This window comes from Streptomyces sp. NPDC088553 (assembly GCF_044752965.1).
In the GTDB taxonomy this organism is placed as follows: domain Bacteria; phylum Actinomycetota; class Actinomycetes; order Streptomycetales; family Streptomycetaceae; genus Streptomyces.
The window spans coordinates 115,641-130,159 of record NZ_JBIVMG010000014.1 but is presented as its reverse complement, the minus strand read 5'-3'; the positions used below and the strand labels follow the sequence as shown (position 1 = coordinate 130,159).

Here is a 14,519-nt window from a genome sequence, read left to right as displayed (position 1 = left end):
CGGGGTACGCCGGTACCCGCCGGCCGTCAGTGCTGCTGGGCCTTGCGACGGCGGGTCACCAGGAACGCGCCGACACCCGCGAGGGCCACGGCGACGGCGGCGAGAACGCCGACGGGGGCGCTGGAGCCGGTCTCGGCGAGGTCGCCGCCCGTGCTGCCGGTGCCGCCGGTCCCACCCGCGGGGGTGGAGGCGGACGGCGACTCGGTGCCACCGGGGGTCTCCGAGGCGCCGGGGGTCTCGGAGGCACCCGGGGTGGTCTCCGACGGAGCGGGGGTCTCGGTGCCCGGGGTCTCGGTACCGGGGGTCTCCGTGCCGGGCGTCTCGGTGCCGGGGGTCTCGGTGCCGGGGGTCTCCGTGACGGGCGGGGTGGTCTCGGAGACGGGGGTGGCCGGGCAGGTGTGGGACAGGTTGAACCAGCCCTGCTTGACCGGGGCGGAGACCTCGGCCGAGGCGGAGACCAGCTTGGCGCCCGGCTCGGAGGTCGCGTAGGCGTGCTTGTCGCTCGGCGGGCCGAAGGTCGTGATGGTCTGGATGCCACCCGGCTGGAACTCCACCGTCAGCTTGGTGAAGACGGCGGAGTCACCCTTGCCGCTGCCCGGCAGCACGAAGTGCCAGCCGTCCTTGCCGGCCGGAACCGTCGGGCACTCGCCCTTCTCGCCGAACGCCCCGGCGGTCAGGGGAAGGTCTTCGATCTGGTGCAGCGGCAGCGGCGCGGGCTTGGGGGCCTCCGACGCGGAAGCCACCGGTGCCAGGACGAGGGAGCCTGCCATGGCCGCGACAAACGCGGCGGCAGGGAGGAGAGAACGTCGCATGTGCAGTCGTCCATCTATGGGATGAGGGATGCCGTGGGGGGTGGCAGGGGGGCAGCCTATCCGTGGCACACCTCAGCCTTACGCCAGAGGTCCCCAACAACCCCTCAGAGCGCGAAGAACGCCGCCACGAGCAGCGCCGCGCCCGCCCCCGCCATCGACCACGCCGTCCTCGGCAGCCGCAGGCCGCCGCCGATCAGCGGCGCCGCGAGCAGCAGCGCCCCACCCAGCGGCAGCCAGGCGTGCAGACCGCCGCCCCAGCCCGTCCGTACGCCCTCGTCCGTGCCCGGCTTCACCACCACCGGGATCGTCACGCCCCGCTCCGCCGCCACCGACCGCGCGATCGTCAGCGTCCGGCGCGTCGAGGAGGCGTCCTCCGGGGCGTAGCGGCCGCTGCACGTGTCCTCGGTGCAGCCGGTGACCGTCAGCGTGCCGTGCTCCCGCCCCTTGGCGAGCAGGACGTGCTGGGCCGAGTTCCAGGAGGCCCAGACGCCCGCGACCACGAGAAGGAGGGCGACCAGGGCCATGGCGGCGTTACGGACGTGCGTCATGACCCGCGATCGTACAGTCGTACGGCGAGAGCCCCACCGGCCTCAGGAGTTGTAGGCGGACTGCGCCCGCTCCAGACCCTCCGCCACCAGGCACTCCACCGAGTCCGCGGCCCGGTCGACGAACCAGTCCAGGTCCTTGCGCTCCGTCGACGAGAAGTCCTTGAGGACGAAGTCCGCCACCTGCATCCGGCCCGGCGGACGTCCGATCCCGCAGCGCACCCGGTGGTACTCCGCGCCCATCGCCTTCGTCATCGACTTCAGGCCGTTGTGCCCGTTGTCGCCGCCGCCGATCTTCAGCCGCAGCACCCCGTAGTCGATGTCCAGCTCGTCATGGATCGCCACGATGTGCGCCGTCGGCACCTTGTAGAAGTCGCGCAGCGCCGTCACCGGGCCACCCGACAGGTTCATGTACGACATCGGCTTCGCCAGCACCACCCGACGGCTCGCCGGTCCCGGCGGGCCCATCCGGCCCTCGACGACCTGTGCCTGCGCCTTCCCCGCCCGCTTGAACGAGCCCCGCATCCGGTCGGCGAGCAGGTCCACCACCATGAACCCGATGTTGTGCCGGTTGGCCGCGTACTCGGGCCCGGGATTGCCGAGGCCGACGATCAGCCAGGGCGCGTTCGCGTCATCGGTCATGTGCGTCAGGTCTCCTCGTCCAGATACATCCGGATGCGTCCGGATACGAAAAGACGGGGTGACGGGCCGTGCGGCCCGTCACCCCGTCACGTCAGGCAGAGCCTACGGCTCAGGCCTCTTCGCCCTCGGTGGCCTCGGCCTCGGCGGCCGGCTCCTCGGCCTGCGCGGCCAGGACCTGGAGGACGACGGCCTCGGCGTCGGTCACCAGGGTCGAGCCCTTCGGCAGGGTGATGTCACCGGCGAGGACGGAGGCACCGGCCTCCAGGCCCTCCACGGAGACCGTGACGGCCTCGGGGAGGTGGGTGGCCTCGGCCTCGATGGAGAGGGTGCTCAGCACGTGCTCGAGCAGGTTGCCACCGGCGGCGAGCTCGCCCTCGGCGTGGACCGGGATCTCGACCGTGACCTTCTCGCCGCGCTTGACGAGCAGCAGGTCGACGTGGACGAGGAAGCCCTTGATGGCGTCGCGCTGGACGGCCTTCGGGATCGCCAGCTCGTTCTTGCCGTCGACGTCCAGCGCGAGCAGGACGTTCGGCGTACGCAGCGCGAGGGCGAGGTCGTGGGCCGGGAGAGTGACGTGCGCCGGCTCGGAGCCGTGGCCGTAGACGACGGCGGGAACCTGGTTGTTGCGGCGGATCGCGCGGGCGGCGCCCTTGCCGAACTCGGTACGGACGGCAGCGGCGAGCTTGACCTCGGACATGGTGCACTCCTCGTAGAAAGGTGACGAAAAATCTGGGTCACCCGGCCACGACTGGCGATGGCCTGCTACGAAGAGCGCGTCGATAACGGACCGCCGTGACCCTGTACATCCGTACGGGTACGGCCTCCCTCGCCGAGCAACTACGGCAGTCTACCGGCCCGCCGCCCTACCACCCAATTCGATCACTCAAACACGGCGGAGGGCCGCTCCCCCGAACGGGGAAACGGCCCTCACGCGCGTCCTGCTGCGGCTCAGTGCTCCTCGAAGAGGCTCGTCACCGAACCGTCCTCGAACACCTCGCGCACCGCACGCGCGATCGTCGGCGCGATCGACAGCACCGTGATCTTGTCCAGCTCCAGCGCGCCCGGCACCGGCAGCGTGTCCGTGAACACGAACTCGCTCACCTTGGAGTTCTTCAGACGGTCCGCGGCCGGCCCCGACAGGATGCCGTGCGTGGCCGTCACGATGACGTCCTCCGCGCCGTGCGCGAACAGGGCGTCCGCCGCGGCGCAGATCGTGCCACCGGTGTCGACCATGTCGTCCACCAGGACACAGACGCGGCCCTTCACGTCACCGACGACCTCGTGCACGGTGACCTGGTTGGCGACGTCCTTGTCACGACGCTTGTGCACGATCGCCAGCGGCGCGTCCAGGCGGTCGCACCAGCGGTCGGCGACCCGCACGCGGCCCGCGTCCGGGGAGACGATCGTCAGCTTGGAGCGGTCGACCTTCGCGCCCACGTAGTCCGCGAGCACCGGCAGCGCCGACAGGTGGTCCACCGGGCCGTCGAAGAAGCCCTGGATCTGGTCCGTGTGCAGGTCCACCGTCAGGATGCGGTCCGCGCCGGCCGTCTTCAGCATGTCCGCGACCAGACGCGCCGAGATCGGCTCGCGGCCGCGGTGCTTCTTGTCCTGACGGGCGTAGCCGTACGACGGGATGATCACGGTGATGCTCCGGGCGGAGGCCCGCTTCAGAGCGTCGATCATGATCAGCTGCTCCATGATCCACTTGTTGATCGGAGCCGTGTGGCTCTGGATCAGGAAGCAGTCCGCGCCACGGGCCGACTCCTGGAAGCGGACGTAGATCTCACCGTTGGCGAAGTCGAACGCCTTGGTCGGAACGAGGCCGACGCCCAGCTGGTGCGCGACCTCCTCGGCCAGCTCGGGGTGGGCGCGGCCGGAGAAGAGCATCAGCTTCTTCTCGCCGGTCGTCTTGATCCCGGTCACAGCACTGTCTCCTCAGACGTGTTGTCTGGCCGCGTTCCACGAGCTGTCGTGCGCGTGTGCGAGCCAGCCGAATTTGTGTGCACGTATCACGGTACGCCGAGTTCGACGTACCCGTTTCCGGTCAGCTTTCGCCGGCGGAGTCCTCCGTGGTGGCCTGAGCGGCCTGCGCGGCAGCGCTGCCGGGACGCTTCCGGGCCACCCAACCCTCGATATTCCGCTGCTGGCCCCGGGCGACGGCCAGCGCACCGGCCGGGACGTCCTTCGTGATCACGGAGCCCGCTGCGGTGTAGGCGCCGTCTCCGATGGTGACGGGAGCCACAAACATGTTGTCCGAACCGGTCTTGCAGTGGGAGCCGACCGTGGTGTGGTGCTTCGCCTCGCCGTCGTAGTTCACGAAGACGCTCGCCGCGCCGATGTTCGTGTACTCGCCGATCGTGGCGTCGCCCACGTACGACAGATGGGGGACCTTGGTGCCCTCGCCGACCGTCGCGTTCTTCATCTCGACGTACGTGCCGGCCTTGGACTTCCGGCCGAGGTTCGTGCCCGGACGGAGGTACGCGAACGGCCCGACGGAGGCGCCCTCGCCGATGACGGCGGAGTCGGCGACGGCGTTGTCCACCCGGGCGCCCTTGTCGACGCGGGTGTCCTTCAGGCGCGTGTTCGGGCCGACCACGGCGTCCTCGCCGATGTGGGTCGCCCCGAGGAGCTGGGTGCCGGGCAGGACGACGGCGTCGGGTTCGAAGGTCACGGTGACGTCCACGAGGACGGACGCGGGGTCGACCACGGTCACACCGGCGAGCATGGCCCGCTCGATCAGCCGCTGGTTCAGCAGGGCGCGGGCCTCGGCGAGCTGCACGCGGTTGTTGATCCCGAGGATCTCGCGGTGGTCGCCGGCGACGGAGGCGCCGACGCGGTGCCCGGCCTCACGCAGGATGCTCAGCACGTCGGTGAGGTACTCCTCGCCCTGGCTGTTGTCCGTCCGGACCTTGCCGAGGGCGTCGGCGAGCAGCTGCCCGTCGAAGGCGAACACGCCGGAGTTGATCTCCCGGATGGCGCGCTGTTCGTCGGAGGCGTCCTTGTGCTCGACGATCTCGGTCACGGCCCCGGTCGCCGGGTCCCGCACGATCCGCCCGTACCCGGTGGAGTCGGGGACCTCGGCGCTCAGCACGGTGACGGCGTTGCCGTCGGCGGCGTGGGTGTCGGCGAGGGCGCGCAGCGTCTCGCCGGACAGCAGCGGGGTGTCGCCGCAGACGACGACCACGGTTCCCTCGGGCGCCTGCCCGAGCTCTTCCAGGGCCATCCGCACCGCGTGCCCGGTGCCGTTCTGCTCTTCCTGGACGGCGGTGCGGGTCCCCGCGTAGTGCTCCTCCAGGTGCCCCCTCACCAGCTCGCGGGCGTGCCCGACGACCACGACGAGGTGCTCGGGCTCCAGCTCGCGGGCGGCGGACACGACATGCCCGACGAGCGACCGCCCGGCGATCTCGTGGAGGACCTTGGGGGTCTTCGACTTCATGCGGGTGCCCTCACCCGCTGCGAGGACGACGACGGCTGCCGGGCGATTGGCGCTCACGGGAATGCCCTTCGGCTTTGGGTGGTGGACGCACGAAGGATACCGGGGGGCAAGGGGGCGGACATGAGCGCGGGTCCTGACCGTGGTGGTCAGGACCCGCTCACAGGCTCCCGGAGAAGGATTCGAACCCTCATTCAATGGACCAAAACCATTTGTCCTGCCCTTAGACGATCCGGGATGGTTCGCCCTCTATGCCCGAATACCCGCCTGGGTAGTCCTGGCCGCCCCTACTATGCCGCACCAGGCGCCCTCGATGCGACGGTACAGATCGGCGCTCCCGAGGATTTGGATCACGAGGCACCCGTGATAGCCGTCGCCGACGTTCTTGCGGTTGGTGCGGGGCGTGTGGCGCTTGAGGGTGGTCTTGTTGAACGTCGAGGCGTCGACGCCGACGAGATCGCTCCAGTACAGCTCGGCGGCCGCGGCGTCGGCGGTCTCGTGGATCATCACGTAGTACCTCCTGCGCGCGGGGTCGATGCGGAGGAGGTCCAGCCAGGCGGTGAAGACCCGGATCATCCCGGGGTCGCTGTTCACGAACGTCACGCGCTCCCGGCGGGCGTGCTCCTTGTCCTTGGTGCCCTCCGCCCAGTAGAGCCCCACCCCCAGCAGGAAGAGCTCGCGCTCGGACATCTCGCCGATCTCAGCGGCCGCCGTGTCCTTGGTGGCCCGCCGTTCCTCCTCCCTCCGGCGCAGGACCGGCTCCCATCCTCTGCGGGCGATCTCGGAGGCCTCCTCGCGGGACCGCTTCCGTTCGGGCTTCGGCAGATCCCGTACCCACAGCGAGATCGAGCTCTTCGAGCAGCCCAGCTCCAGCTGGATCCGGTCGTACGTCATGCCCTGGAGGCGAAGCTCCCTCGCCCGGTCGCGCAGGTCGTCCTTGGCGTTGGGGCGTTTCGTCCACTCCGGCGGCGGTTCGCCTTCGAGGAGGCGGTTGAGGAGGTCGTTGTTGTCGATGTGGAGGCGATCCCGGATCCGGCGGCGGCTGAGCCCCTCACGGCGGAGCGCGAGCGCCTGCTCCCGCAAGCCCTCGAAGTCCGCGTACCTGCTCGTTTCGGCTGTCATGCGAACACCATCGTCCGGAATGTGGACGTCCAGGTCGAAAGCCTTGTCGATTCAACAGTTCGAGGGACTGGTGTGTGCCGCGTTGACGCAAGGGCTCGCCCGTAGGGTGGTGGACATGACCGCAACGGGGGCAGACCGGGACGCCGTGGGCGTCGGGAATTGGTGGTGGTGGGGGAGACGGCGGAGTGTCGTCCTCGACGCGGGGCTCGCCCTCGTGTCCGCCGTCGAGTGCGCGCTCGAAGGGGTGCGGTTCGCCGAGCAGGCCTCGCTGCCCGTGCCCGTCGGGGTGCTGTTCGGGTTCGTCGTCGGGGCCGTGCTGCTCGTGCGGCGGCGGTGGCCCATCGGGGTCGTGCTCGTGTCGATCGCCGTGGCGCCCGCCGAGATGGGCTTCCTCATGGGGATCGTCGGGCTCTACTCGCTCGCCGCCTCCGAGGTGCCCCGGCGGATCACCGCGGTGCTCGCCGGGATGTCGACGGTCGCCGTGTTCGTCGTGACCGTGGTCCGGATGCGGCAGGACATCGCCCAGGCCGATGTCGGGGAGCCCGACATCGACCCGAGCGGCTGGTACGTGCCGGTCGTCTCGCTCTTCATGACGCTCGGGCTCAACGCGCCGCCGTTGCTCTTCGGCCTCTACATAGGGGCGCGCCGCCGGCTCATGGAGAGTCTGCGGGAGCGGGCGGACAGTCTGGAGCAGGAGCTGTCGCTCCTCGCGGACCGGGCGGAGCAGCGGGCGCAGTGGGCGCGGCAGGAGGAGCGGACGCGGATCGCCCGTGAGATGCACGACGTGGTGGCGCACCGGGTCTCGCTGATGGTGGTGCACGCGGCGGCGCTGCAGGCGGTGGCGTTGAAGGATCCGCAGAAAGCCGTGCGCAACGCCGCCCTGGTGGGGGACATGGGGCGCCAGGCGTTGACCGAGTTGCGGGAGATGCTGGGGGTGCTGCGGGAGGGGACCGCTCCGGTGGCCCCCGCTCCTGTGCCGCTCGCGGCCGTCGGGAGGGCGGCCGCCGCTGCCGCGGAGGCCGCCGCCGAGGACGGGCCCCGTCTGGACGCGCTGGAGGGACTGTGCGAGCAGTCCCGGCTCGCGGGGGTGGTGGTGGAGTTCGTCGTCATCGGCGACGCGCGGGACTACCCGCCGGAGGTGGAGCGCACGGCGTACCGGGTGGTGCAGGAGGCGTTGACCAACGTCCACAAGCACGCGGCGGGCGCCGAGGTCGTGGTGCGGCTCGCCCACCGGGAGGCCGAGGTCGCGATGCAGGTGGAGAACGGCCCGTGTCCCTCGGACGCGGGCGTCGCCGACGTACGGCTGCCGAGCGGCGGGAACGGGCTCGTCGGCATGCGGGAGCGCGTGCTGCGGCTCGGCGGGGTGTTCGTCTCCGGCGCGACCGACGCGGGCGGATTCAGGGTGTCGGCGGTGCTGCCGACACTCACCCCGCCGTCAGGCGGGTCGGCTGCGCGCCCGTGACGAGGGTCGAGAGCGCCGCGTCGATGTCCTTGCCGAGGTACCAGTCGCCCGCGTGGTCGAGGCTGTAGACCCGCCCCTCCATGTCCATGGCGAGGATCGCCTGGTGGTCGCCCTCCTCGCCGAGCGGCGCGAGCTCCGTGTCCAGGGCGCGGCCGAGGTCCCCGAGGGTGCGGGAGAGGTGGAGCCCGGCGAGCGGGTCGAAGCGGACGGCGGCGGGCGCTATCTGGCGGCCGTGGCCGGGGGCGGTGATCCGCAGGCCGCCGAACTCGGCCCAGGCCTCGACGACGGCGGGGAAGACGCTGTGCCGGTGTCCCGCGGGGGAGAGGTGGGCGCGCAGGGTGTCGGCCCATTCTTCGGCGAGCTTGATGTCCCAGCGGCCGGGCTGCCAGCCGGCCTCGCGGAGGGCGGCGTCGACGTTGACCGGGAACCGGGTGGTGCTGAGGTGGTCGGGCATGAGGGGTGCGGTCAGCCGTTCTCGACAGGCGTGGTGGGGTCGACGGTGCGGACACCGAAGTGGGCGAGCATCGCCGTACAGGAGCGGCAGGGTGCGGCGTAGCTGCCGTGCAGGGGGTCGCCGTCCTCGCGGATGTGCCGTGCGGTGAGCTTGGCGTGCTTGAGGGAGCGGCGGGCCTCGCCGGGGGTGAGCGGTTTGCGCTGGGCGCGTCTGGAGCGGGCGTTCTCGGTGGCGGTCAGGTGCCGGGAGAGCAGGATCGCCTCGGGACAGCGTCCGGTGAAGCGTTCGCGCTGGCCGCTGGTGAGGGTGTCCAGGAAGTCCTGGACGAGGGCGTGCAGGGTGGGCGGCCGGTCGCCGCGGCCGGCGGTGCAGGTGAGGGTCGTCTCGCCGCGGACGGAGAGGGCGGCCCCGACGGTGGGAAGGATGCCGTCGCGGCGCTGACGCAGTAACGGAGCGCGCGTGGTGTCGGCGCTGCTGCTCCAGTTGAGGCGTGGGTCACCCTGTGTGGGCGTCGGTGCTGCGTGCATGGTGCTGGTCTTCCCCTCCTGCAATCCCCCGAGTTGCGTGGACAGCCTGCCAAATAGGGAGCCATATGGGGAAGCTGGGGCGCCGAAACGCGCCTTCGGTGTGTCGGAATCATGGTGCACCTGTCATGGCGTCGTGACAGTTGGTCACCGTCGGATCGGGCCGGTTCGGGCTCTTGTGCCAGCGCATAGGCTGTGCGGCATCAGTCAGGAGCAGCCAGCGGCTGCGGGTAGTAGCAGTCAGCGACGCCAGTGCAGGGGGCAACCGCCATGACGACAGGTCGGCTCGGGCAGGACACCGCGCCACCGAACGCGGCCTATGCCGGGCAGGTCGTGCACTTCCCGGACCCGGTCCGGGCCTCCCGGCACCCGCGAGGGGTGCGGGTGGACGAGTTCGGTCATCCGGACTTCTCGCCGTACGCGCGCGCGGCGGCGGAGATCGCCGACCCGCCGGAGGGTTTCGGCGTCGACGAGCTGCGGCTCACGGACTACGTGTCCGCGAACGCGGCGATGGCGGCCACCGGTCATGAGCTGTGGGACACGATTCCGTCGGTGGCGACGCCGCACGGCTGGACCTGGCACCACGTGGCCCGCAGTCGTCGGATGGAGCTGGTCCCGGTCGAGGTGAAGGCCCTGCTGCGCCATCACGGCGGGGTGGCGACGGCCGCCGTGGACCACACGAAGCGGGGCACGCGCCCGCTGCAGGAGACCCGGCCGGCGCACTTCGGGCTGCCGAAGGGCCTGGTGTCGGTGTCGGAGCAGCAGCTCCAGGGCGTCGAGGAGGATCTCGGCTACCGGCTTCCGGGTGCGTACCGCTCGTTCCTGCGGGCGGCCGGCGGATGCGCCCCGGTGGGTGCGGCGCTCGACGCGGAGCTGGGGCTCCTGGTCGACCAGCCGTTCTTCACGGTGCGGGAGGAGGCGGGGATCAACGACCTCGTCTACGTCAACAAGTGTCTCCGTGACCATCTGACCAAGGACTATCTGGGCGTCGCCTTCGTCCAGGGCGGTCTGATCGCGCTGAAGGTGCGGGGTGAGGGGGTCGGTTCGGTGTGGTTCTGCGCGTACGACGACGCCCGGGACTCCGGCGAGGTGGCGGCGGGCTGGACGGTGGCCGATCGGGTGCAGCGGCTGCTGCTGCCCTGCGGTGCGGACTTCGACGCGTTTCTGCAGCGGCTCGCGGGCAATCCGCCGGAGCTGGAGACGGTGGCGAACCTGATGGTGGACGGTGGCTTCGCGCGTGCGGTGCCGGTCGTCCCGGTGGGGGAGTGAGTGGGCTGTGGTGACGTTCGCGCAGGCGCAGGAGCGCGCCGAGGAATGGATCAACGGCGACCTGCCGTCGTATCAGCACCGTGAGGTGCGGGTGCGGGAGTTCGAGCTGGGGTTCGTGGTGTGGGCGGAGGACCGCGAGGGCGGTCCGACGTCGGACGGCGGGCGGCAGCGCCTGGTGATCGCCCGGGACAGCGGTGAGGCGACGCTGTGGCCGGGGCTGCCGGTGGGTGAGGTGATCCGCCGGTACGAGGAGGAGTACGGGACCTCGGAGGAGGTTCCGGCGCAGGCGGCCGTGCCGGCGGCGCGGATCGATCTGAACCAGACGTCGTTCCTGCTGAGTCCGCCGGAGTGGCTGCAGGACGCGGCGGACCGGATCGGGCTGCCCAAGCAGCCGAACGCCTCGCAGGAGAGCGGGAGTTCGGTGGCGTCGATGGACGACGCGTCGGAGCCGGTGGCGGCGGCGGAGACCGGGCCTTCGGCCTCGGTCGCCTCGTCGTCCTCCTCGTCGGAGGGCGCGGGGGTGTCCGCGGTGGCGGGTGCCGTCGCCTACGAGCCGACCGCGATGGACGGGGTTCCGGCGGAGACGCCGGGTGCGGGTGCGGCTTCGGCCCCTGCGGCCCCGGCGCCCGCCGCCGCGGCTCCCGTCGCGCCCGTGGTGCCTCCGGTCGCGCCACCCGTCACGCCGCCGGTTTCCGTGCCCGCGCAGACTCCGCCGCCCGCGCCGAGTCCGTGGGCCGATGCGAACGCGAGTTCCGGTGGTGCGGACGGGGCGGTGCCGTTGCCCGCGACCGTGTTCGCGCCCGCGCTCTCGGGGACGGACGACGAGGACACCCCGCCGCCGCAGGTGGGTGCCGACGCGCCGACCGCCCTGATGAAGGGCGGCAGCGCGCTGCCGCCGACCGCCGTCGCGCCTCGGCTCGACCCGTCCGCGCCGCCGCTGGGCGGCGCTCCGGCGGGCCCGGCCGCACCGTCCGGGCCGGCCGCACCGTCCGCGCCCCATGCTCCCGCGCCTCCGCAGGCCGCCGGCGCCGGTGCGCCGCCGCCCCCCGCGCCCGCGCCCTCGGCGCCGGGTGCCCGGGACATCGCGGACGCGGCGACCAGCAAGGCCGCGCTGTCGCCGAAGAGCGGGCGCGGTCCGGCGGCGCCCCCGCCGCCGCCGGGAGCCCCGGGTGTCCCCGGTGGCTCGTCGGGCGCCGGCGCGTACATCCCCACCCAGCTGGTGTCGCAGCTCGGGCCCGAGGGGCCCAAGCCGCCCGCGCAGCCGGGTCCGCCCGGCCCGCCGCCCGCTCCGGCCCCGCCCGGTCCGCCGACGCCGCCGCAGCCCGTGCACCACGCGGCGACGATGCTGGCGCACCCGAACCAGGGCGGTCCGGGCGCGCCTCCGCCGCCCCCGCCGCCGCCGGGTGTGCCCGGTCCGTCCGCGGGCGGTATCGAGCACGCCGCGACGATGCTGGCCCACCCGGGTCCGGCCGGTCCGACGGTGCCGCAGCCCCCGGGGCCGCCCGCTCCGCCGCCGCCGCTGCACGGCGGTCACGTACCGCCGCCCGCTCCGGGTCCCGTACCCGGTCCGGTTCCGGGTCCCGGGGCCGTACCCCCCGCGTACGGCTATCCGCAGCCGACGGGTCAGCCGACCGTCGGTCCCGGCTACCAGGCGGTGCTGCGCTATCGCGCGCCCGACGGTTCCGAGGCGCAGATCATCCGGCGTTCGGCGCCGGGCACCCCGCATCCGGAGTGGCAGATCCTGCACGAGCTGCGCGCGATGAACGTGCCGCCGCAGCAGGTGCTCGAACTCCACACGGAGCTGGAGTCCTGTGAGCTGCCCGGTGGTTACTGCGCGCGGATGATCCGGGAGACCTGGCCGCAGGCGCGGATCACCAGCATCGCCCCGTACGGCCGTGATCACGCGGGCCGTCAGCAGGGCATGCGGCAACTCCTCACCCATCAGGGCGAGTTGCACCAGGTCGCGGACGGTCCCGCGCGCCCGGCGCCGGTGCGGGCGCCGCTGCCGCAGGTGCAGCCGGCGCCGCCGGTTCCGCCGGAGGCGATCGCGCAGGAGCTGGCCGGGGCGTTCGGTCCCGGCATCCTCCGCTTCGACCAGCGCGCCGTGTCGCGGCAGGGCGTGCCGGAGCTGGTGGCGCGCACCCTGGTGTGGGCGGGTCTGCCGGCGGACTTCGGGCCGTTCTTCTGGGCGCAGCCCGCGGTGCCGGTGGTGCCGACGCTGGCGGAGCTCGCGGCGCAGCGGCAGGTCCAGGCAGCGCCGGACGCGAGTTCGTACCTGGTGCTCGGTTCGGACTTCGGCCGGGCGATCTGTGTCCAGTACGGGACCGCGCACATCGTGGCGGTGCCGGTGGAGGCCGGTCCCGGCGGGCAGCCGGTGCCGCCGCAGTTCGTGAACACCGGGCTGCCGGAGTTCACGCGCGCGATGGCGCTGCTCGGCCGGATGTGGCGGCTGAGGTTCGGGCTGAACCCGGAGCAGGCGGGCCGCTGGACGGTCGACTTCCAGGCGCAGCTGGCGATGCTGGACCCGGCGGCGCTGTCGTCGCCGGAGAACTGGTGGTCGGTGCTGCTCGAACAGATGTGGGACGGGCTCCTGTAGAAGGCTGTGCAGAAGGTGGGGCCGGGGTTTCCCGCCGGCGCCGCTGGACAGACTCCGCTGGACAGAATGTGATGAAAGGCGCTCGACGTGTATGCACGTTGGGCGCCTTTTGTCCGTTCTGATGCAGCATCCTGGACTTTCGGGTCGGGGACGTTCGGGTCGGGCACAGGGAAGGGGCGCCAGGGATGAGTTTCGCTGTCGGACGGGGGCGCGGGTATCGGCCCGAGCAGGTCGACCGCCACCTCGCCGCGCTCTCCGAGGACCGTGACGGCGCCTGGGAGCGGGCCGCGCGGCTCACCGTCCTCGCGAAGGAGATGGAGGCCGAGGCGGCCCGGCTGCGCGCCGCCGTGGAGGCGTTGGTGCCGCACCGGTACGAGGCTCTCGGCGACCGGGCCGGGAAGATCCTGGAGCTGGCGGAGCGGGAGGACGAGTCGCTCGTACGGGCCGCAGAGGCGGAGGCGCAGTCCCTCGCCGAGGCGGCGGAGGAAGCCGGCCGGGAGGCGGCTGAGGCGGCGCGGGCGTACGCGGAGGGCGTCCGGGCGGCGGCCGACGCGGCGGCCGGCGCGACCCTGGCGACGGCACGGGCGCGGGCCGAGGAGCTGACGACGGAGGCGCGGCGCGAGGCGGAGGAGCGGCTGGCCGGGGCGCGGGAGGCCTTCGAGGAGACCGAGCGGCGCGCGGCGGACCTCCTCGCGGAGCAGGACGCGGAGCAGACGGCCGTACGGGAGGAGGCGGAGCGCGCGGCGGAGGGCCGGGCGGCAGCCCTGGACGCCCACCACGAGGAGCTGACGGCCGCGGCGGAGGCGAGGCTCGCGGAGGCGCAGCGGTCCCTGGCGGAGACCGAGGAGCAGGCCCGGCACGGCCAGGAGGACGCGGAGGCGAGAGCGGGCGGGCTGCTCGCGGAGGCCCGGATGAGGGCGGAGCGGGTCGAGCGCGAGACGGAGCGGGTGCTGCGGGAGCACGAGGAAGCCAGGGACGAGATCCACGGCCACATGGACCACATCCGCAACGCGCTGGCGGCGTTGACGGGGCGCGCGGGGACGACGGGCGGGGACGACGAGTAGCGGGCCTGGCGGCCGGGGCCCGCACCGTCGGGCGGCCTGGGCGTGCGGCCGTCGGGTGGCCTGGGCGTGCGGCCGTCGGGTGGCCTGGGCGTGCGGCCGTCGGGTGGCCTGGGCGTGCGTCCGTCGGGCGGCCTGGGCCCGCACGGCCTCGCTCTCGCCCGAACTTCCTAGACTCCCGCGTATGTTGATGCGACCGACCGCCGTGAATCTCGACTGCGCCGACCCCCTGGCCCTCGCCGACTTCTACCACCGGGCCACCGGGCTGCCGCTCCACGAGCGGTCGGACGGCGAGTTCGCGGGTGTCGGCGGCGGTGAGCACGGGCTGCTCCTCGGCTTCCAGCGCGTCGACGACCACCGCCCCCCGACCTGGCCCGGTCAGGACGTGCCGCAGCAGCTGCACCTCGACTTCGACGTCGACGACCTGGACGAGGCGGTGGCCCGGCTCGTCGAGTGGGGCGCGACCGTGCCGGAGGCGCAGCCGCGCTCCGATCTGTGGCGGGTGGTCCTGGACCCGGCGGGGCACCCCTTCTGCCTCTCGCCCAGGAAGCGGCGGGACGGCGCGTGACGGAGGCCGGTAGTGGCCGCAAAGTGCGTGT

At 72.7% G+C, this 14,519-nt stretch carries 14 protein-coding genes and 1 tRNA gene; 5 read left to right on the top strand and 10 right to left on the bottom strand.

Annotation, left to right across the window (positions count from 1 at the left end; all coding sequences use genetic code 11):
* Positions 1 to 26: 26 nt before the first annotated feature.
* The 8 genes from ACIP8Z_RS34830 to ACIP8Z_RS34795 all read right to left on the bottom strand — a co-directional run bounded on the left by ACIP8Z_RS34830 (position 27) and on the right by ACIP8Z_RS34795 (position 6,554).
* Entirely contained in the window at positions 27 to 770 is a 744-nt protein-coding gene (locus ACIP8Z_RS34830; protein ID WP_402090562.1) for an LPXTG cell wall anchor domain-containing protein, read from the bottom strand.
* A gap of 146 nt (positions 771 to 916) precedes the next feature.
* A complete protein-coding gene (locus tag ACIP8Z_RS34825) occupies positions 917 to 1,360 on the bottom strand; it encodes a hypothetical protein (protein WP_402090560.1) in 444 nt (147 codons plus the stop codon).
* Between the two features lie 42 nt (positions 1,361 to 1,402).
* Complete coding sequence (gene pth / locus ACIP8Z_RS34820) at positions 1,403 to 1,999, bottom strand: aminoacyl-tRNA hydrolase (RefSeq protein WP_402090558.1); 597 nt, start codon at positions 1,997 to 1,999, stop codon at positions 1,403 to 1,405.
* A gap of 109 nt (positions 2,000 to 2,108) precedes the next feature.
* Positions 2,109 to 2,696, bottom strand: coding sequence for a 50S ribosomal protein L25/general stress protein Ctc (locus ACIP8Z_RS34815; protein ID WP_402090556.1), 588 nt, complete (start codon positions 2,694 to 2,696; stop codon positions 2,109 to 2,111).
* 251 nt (positions 2,697 to 2,947) lie between these two features.
* The gene (locus tag ACIP8Z_RS34810) at positions 2,948 to 3,922 is read right to left on the bottom strand and encodes a ribose-phosphate diphosphokinase (RefSeq protein ID WP_030315367.1); all 975 of its coding nucleotides are present in this window, start codon (positions 3,920 to 3,922) and stop codon (positions 2,948 to 2,950) included.
* Positions 3,923 to 4,043: 121 nt separating this feature from the next.
* Positions 4,044 to 5,492 (bottom strand): bifunctional UDP-N-acetylglucosamine diphosphorylase/glucosamine-1-phosphate N-acetyltransferase GlmU, encoded by a 1,449-nt coding sequence (gene glmU, locus ACIP8Z_RS34805; RefSeq protein WP_402090554.1) that lies wholly within the window; start codon positions 5,490 to 5,492, stop codon positions 4,044 to 4,046.
* A gap of 107 nt (positions 5,493 to 5,599) precedes the next feature.
* A tRNA-Gln gene (locus ACIP8Z_RS34800) sits at positions 5,600 to 5,670 on the bottom strand.
* 11 nt (positions 5,671 to 5,681) lie between these two features.
* Positions 5,682 to 6,554, bottom strand: coding sequence for a hypothetical protein (locus ACIP8Z_RS34795; protein WP_402090552.1), 873 nt, complete (start codon positions 6,552 to 6,554; stop codon positions 5,682 to 5,684).
* 115 nt (positions 6,555 to 6,669) lie between these two features.
* Between ACIP8Z_RS34795 and ACIP8Z_RS34790 the strand changes: the two genes are divergently transcribed.
* Positions 6,670 to 8,016, top strand: coding sequence for a sensor histidine kinase (locus ACIP8Z_RS34790; RefSeq protein WP_402090550.1), 1,347 nt, complete (start codon positions 6,670 to 6,672; stop codon positions 8,014 to 8,016).
* On the opposite strand, the gene ACIP8Z_RS34785 is transcribed toward ACIP8Z_RS34790, so the two are convergent.
* Together ACIP8Z_RS34785 and ACIP8Z_RS34780 are read right to left on the bottom strand one after the other, a co-directional pair.
* On the bottom strand, positions 7,979 to 8,470 hold the full coding sequence (locus ACIP8Z_RS34785) for an SUKH-3 domain-containing protein (protein WP_266966526.1): 492 nt from the start codon (positions 8,468 to 8,470) through the stop codon (positions 7,979 to 7,981). The genes ACIP8Z_RS34790 and ACIP8Z_RS34785 overlap by 38 nt on opposite strands.
* An 11-nt stretch (positions 8,471 to 8,481) precedes the next feature.
* Entirely contained in the window at positions 8,482 to 8,997 is a 516-nt protein-coding gene (locus ACIP8Z_RS34780) for a YwqJ-related putative deaminase (RefSeq protein ID WP_319319150.1), read from the bottom strand.
* A 267-nt stretch (positions 8,998 to 9,264) separates the two neighbouring features.
* Between ACIP8Z_RS34780 and ACIP8Z_RS34775 the strand changes: the two genes are divergently transcribed.
* The 4 genes from ACIP8Z_RS34775 to ACIP8Z_RS34760 all read left to right on the top strand — a co-directional run bounded on the left by ACIP8Z_RS34775 (position 9,265) and on the right by ACIP8Z_RS34760 (position 14,488).
* Entirely contained in the window at positions 9,265 to 10,263 is a 999-nt protein-coding gene (locus ACIP8Z_RS34775; protein ID WP_402090548.1) for an SMI1/KNR4 family protein, read from the top strand.
* A 7-nt stretch (positions 10,264 to 10,270) separates the two neighbouring features.
* Positions 10,271 to 12,859 (top strand): SUKH-4 family immunity protein, encoded by a 2,589-nt coding sequence (locus ACIP8Z_RS34770; RefSeq protein ID WP_402090546.1) that lies wholly within the window; start codon positions 10,271 to 10,273, stop codon positions 12,857 to 12,859.
* A 185-nt stretch (positions 12,860 to 13,044) separates the two neighbouring features.
* Positions 13,045 to 13,923 carry a cellulose-binding protein gene (locus ACIP8Z_RS34765; RefSeq protein WP_402090544.1) on the top strand — a complete coding sequence of 293 codons (879 nt, stop codon included), beginning with the start codon at positions 13,045 to 13,047 and terminating at the stop codon, positions 13,921 to 13,923.
* A 181-nt stretch (positions 13,924 to 14,104) separates the two neighbouring features.
* Complete coding sequence (locus ACIP8Z_RS34760; protein ID WP_402090542.1) at positions 14,105 to 14,488, top strand: VOC family protein; 384 nt, start codon at positions 14,105 to 14,107, stop codon at positions 14,486 to 14,488.
* Positions 14,489 to 14,519 lie beyond the last annotated feature (31 nt).

Bases quoted from the DNA above. Each gene is read 5' to 3' on its own strand.
- ACIP8Z_RS34830 (WP_402090562.1), bottom strand. From the start codon at position 770: ATGGCAGGCTCCCTCGTCCTGGCACCGGTGGCTTCCGCGTCGGAGGCC.
- ACIP8Z_RS34780 (WP_319319150.1), bottom strand. From the start codon at position 8,997: ATGCACGCAGCACCGACGCCCACACAGGGTGACCCACGCCTCAACTGG.
- ACIP8Z_RS34785 (WP_266966526.1), bottom strand. From the start codon at position 8,470: ATGCCCGACCACCTCAGCACCACCCGGTTCCCGGTCAACGTCGACGCC.
- ACIP8Z_RS34795 (WP_402090552.1), bottom strand. From the start codon at position 6,554: ATGACAGCCGAAACGAGCAGGTACGCGGACTTCGAGGGCTTGCGGGAG.
- pth (WP_402090558.1), bottom strand. From the start codon at position 1,999: ATGACCGATGACGCGAACGCGCCCTGGCTGATCGTCGGCCTCGGCAAT.
- ACIP8Z_RS34815 (WP_402090556.1), bottom strand. From the start codon at position 2,696: ATGTCCGAGGTCAAGCTCGCCGCTGCCGTCCGTACCGAGTTCGGCAAG.
- ACIP8Z_RS34825 (WP_402090560.1), bottom strand. From the start codon at position 1,360: ATGACGCACGTCCGTAACGCCGCCATGGCCCTGGTCGCCCTCCTTCTC.
- ACIP8Z_RS34765 (WP_402090544.1), top strand. From the start codon at position 13,045: ATGAGTTTCGCTGTCGGACGGGGGCGCGGGTATCGGCCCGAGCAGGTC.
- ACIP8Z_RS34760 (WP_402090542.1), top strand. From the start codon at position 14,105: ATGTTGATGCGACCGACCGCCGTGAATCTCGACTGCGCCGACCCCCTG.
- ACIP8Z_RS34790 (WP_402090550.1), top strand. From the start codon at position 6,670: ATGACCGCAACGGGGGCAGACCGGGACGCCGTGGGCGTCGGGAATTGG.
- ACIP8Z_RS34775 (WP_402090548.1), top strand. From the start codon at position 9,265: ATGACGACAGGTCGGCTCGGGCAGGACACCGCGCCACCGAACGCGGCC.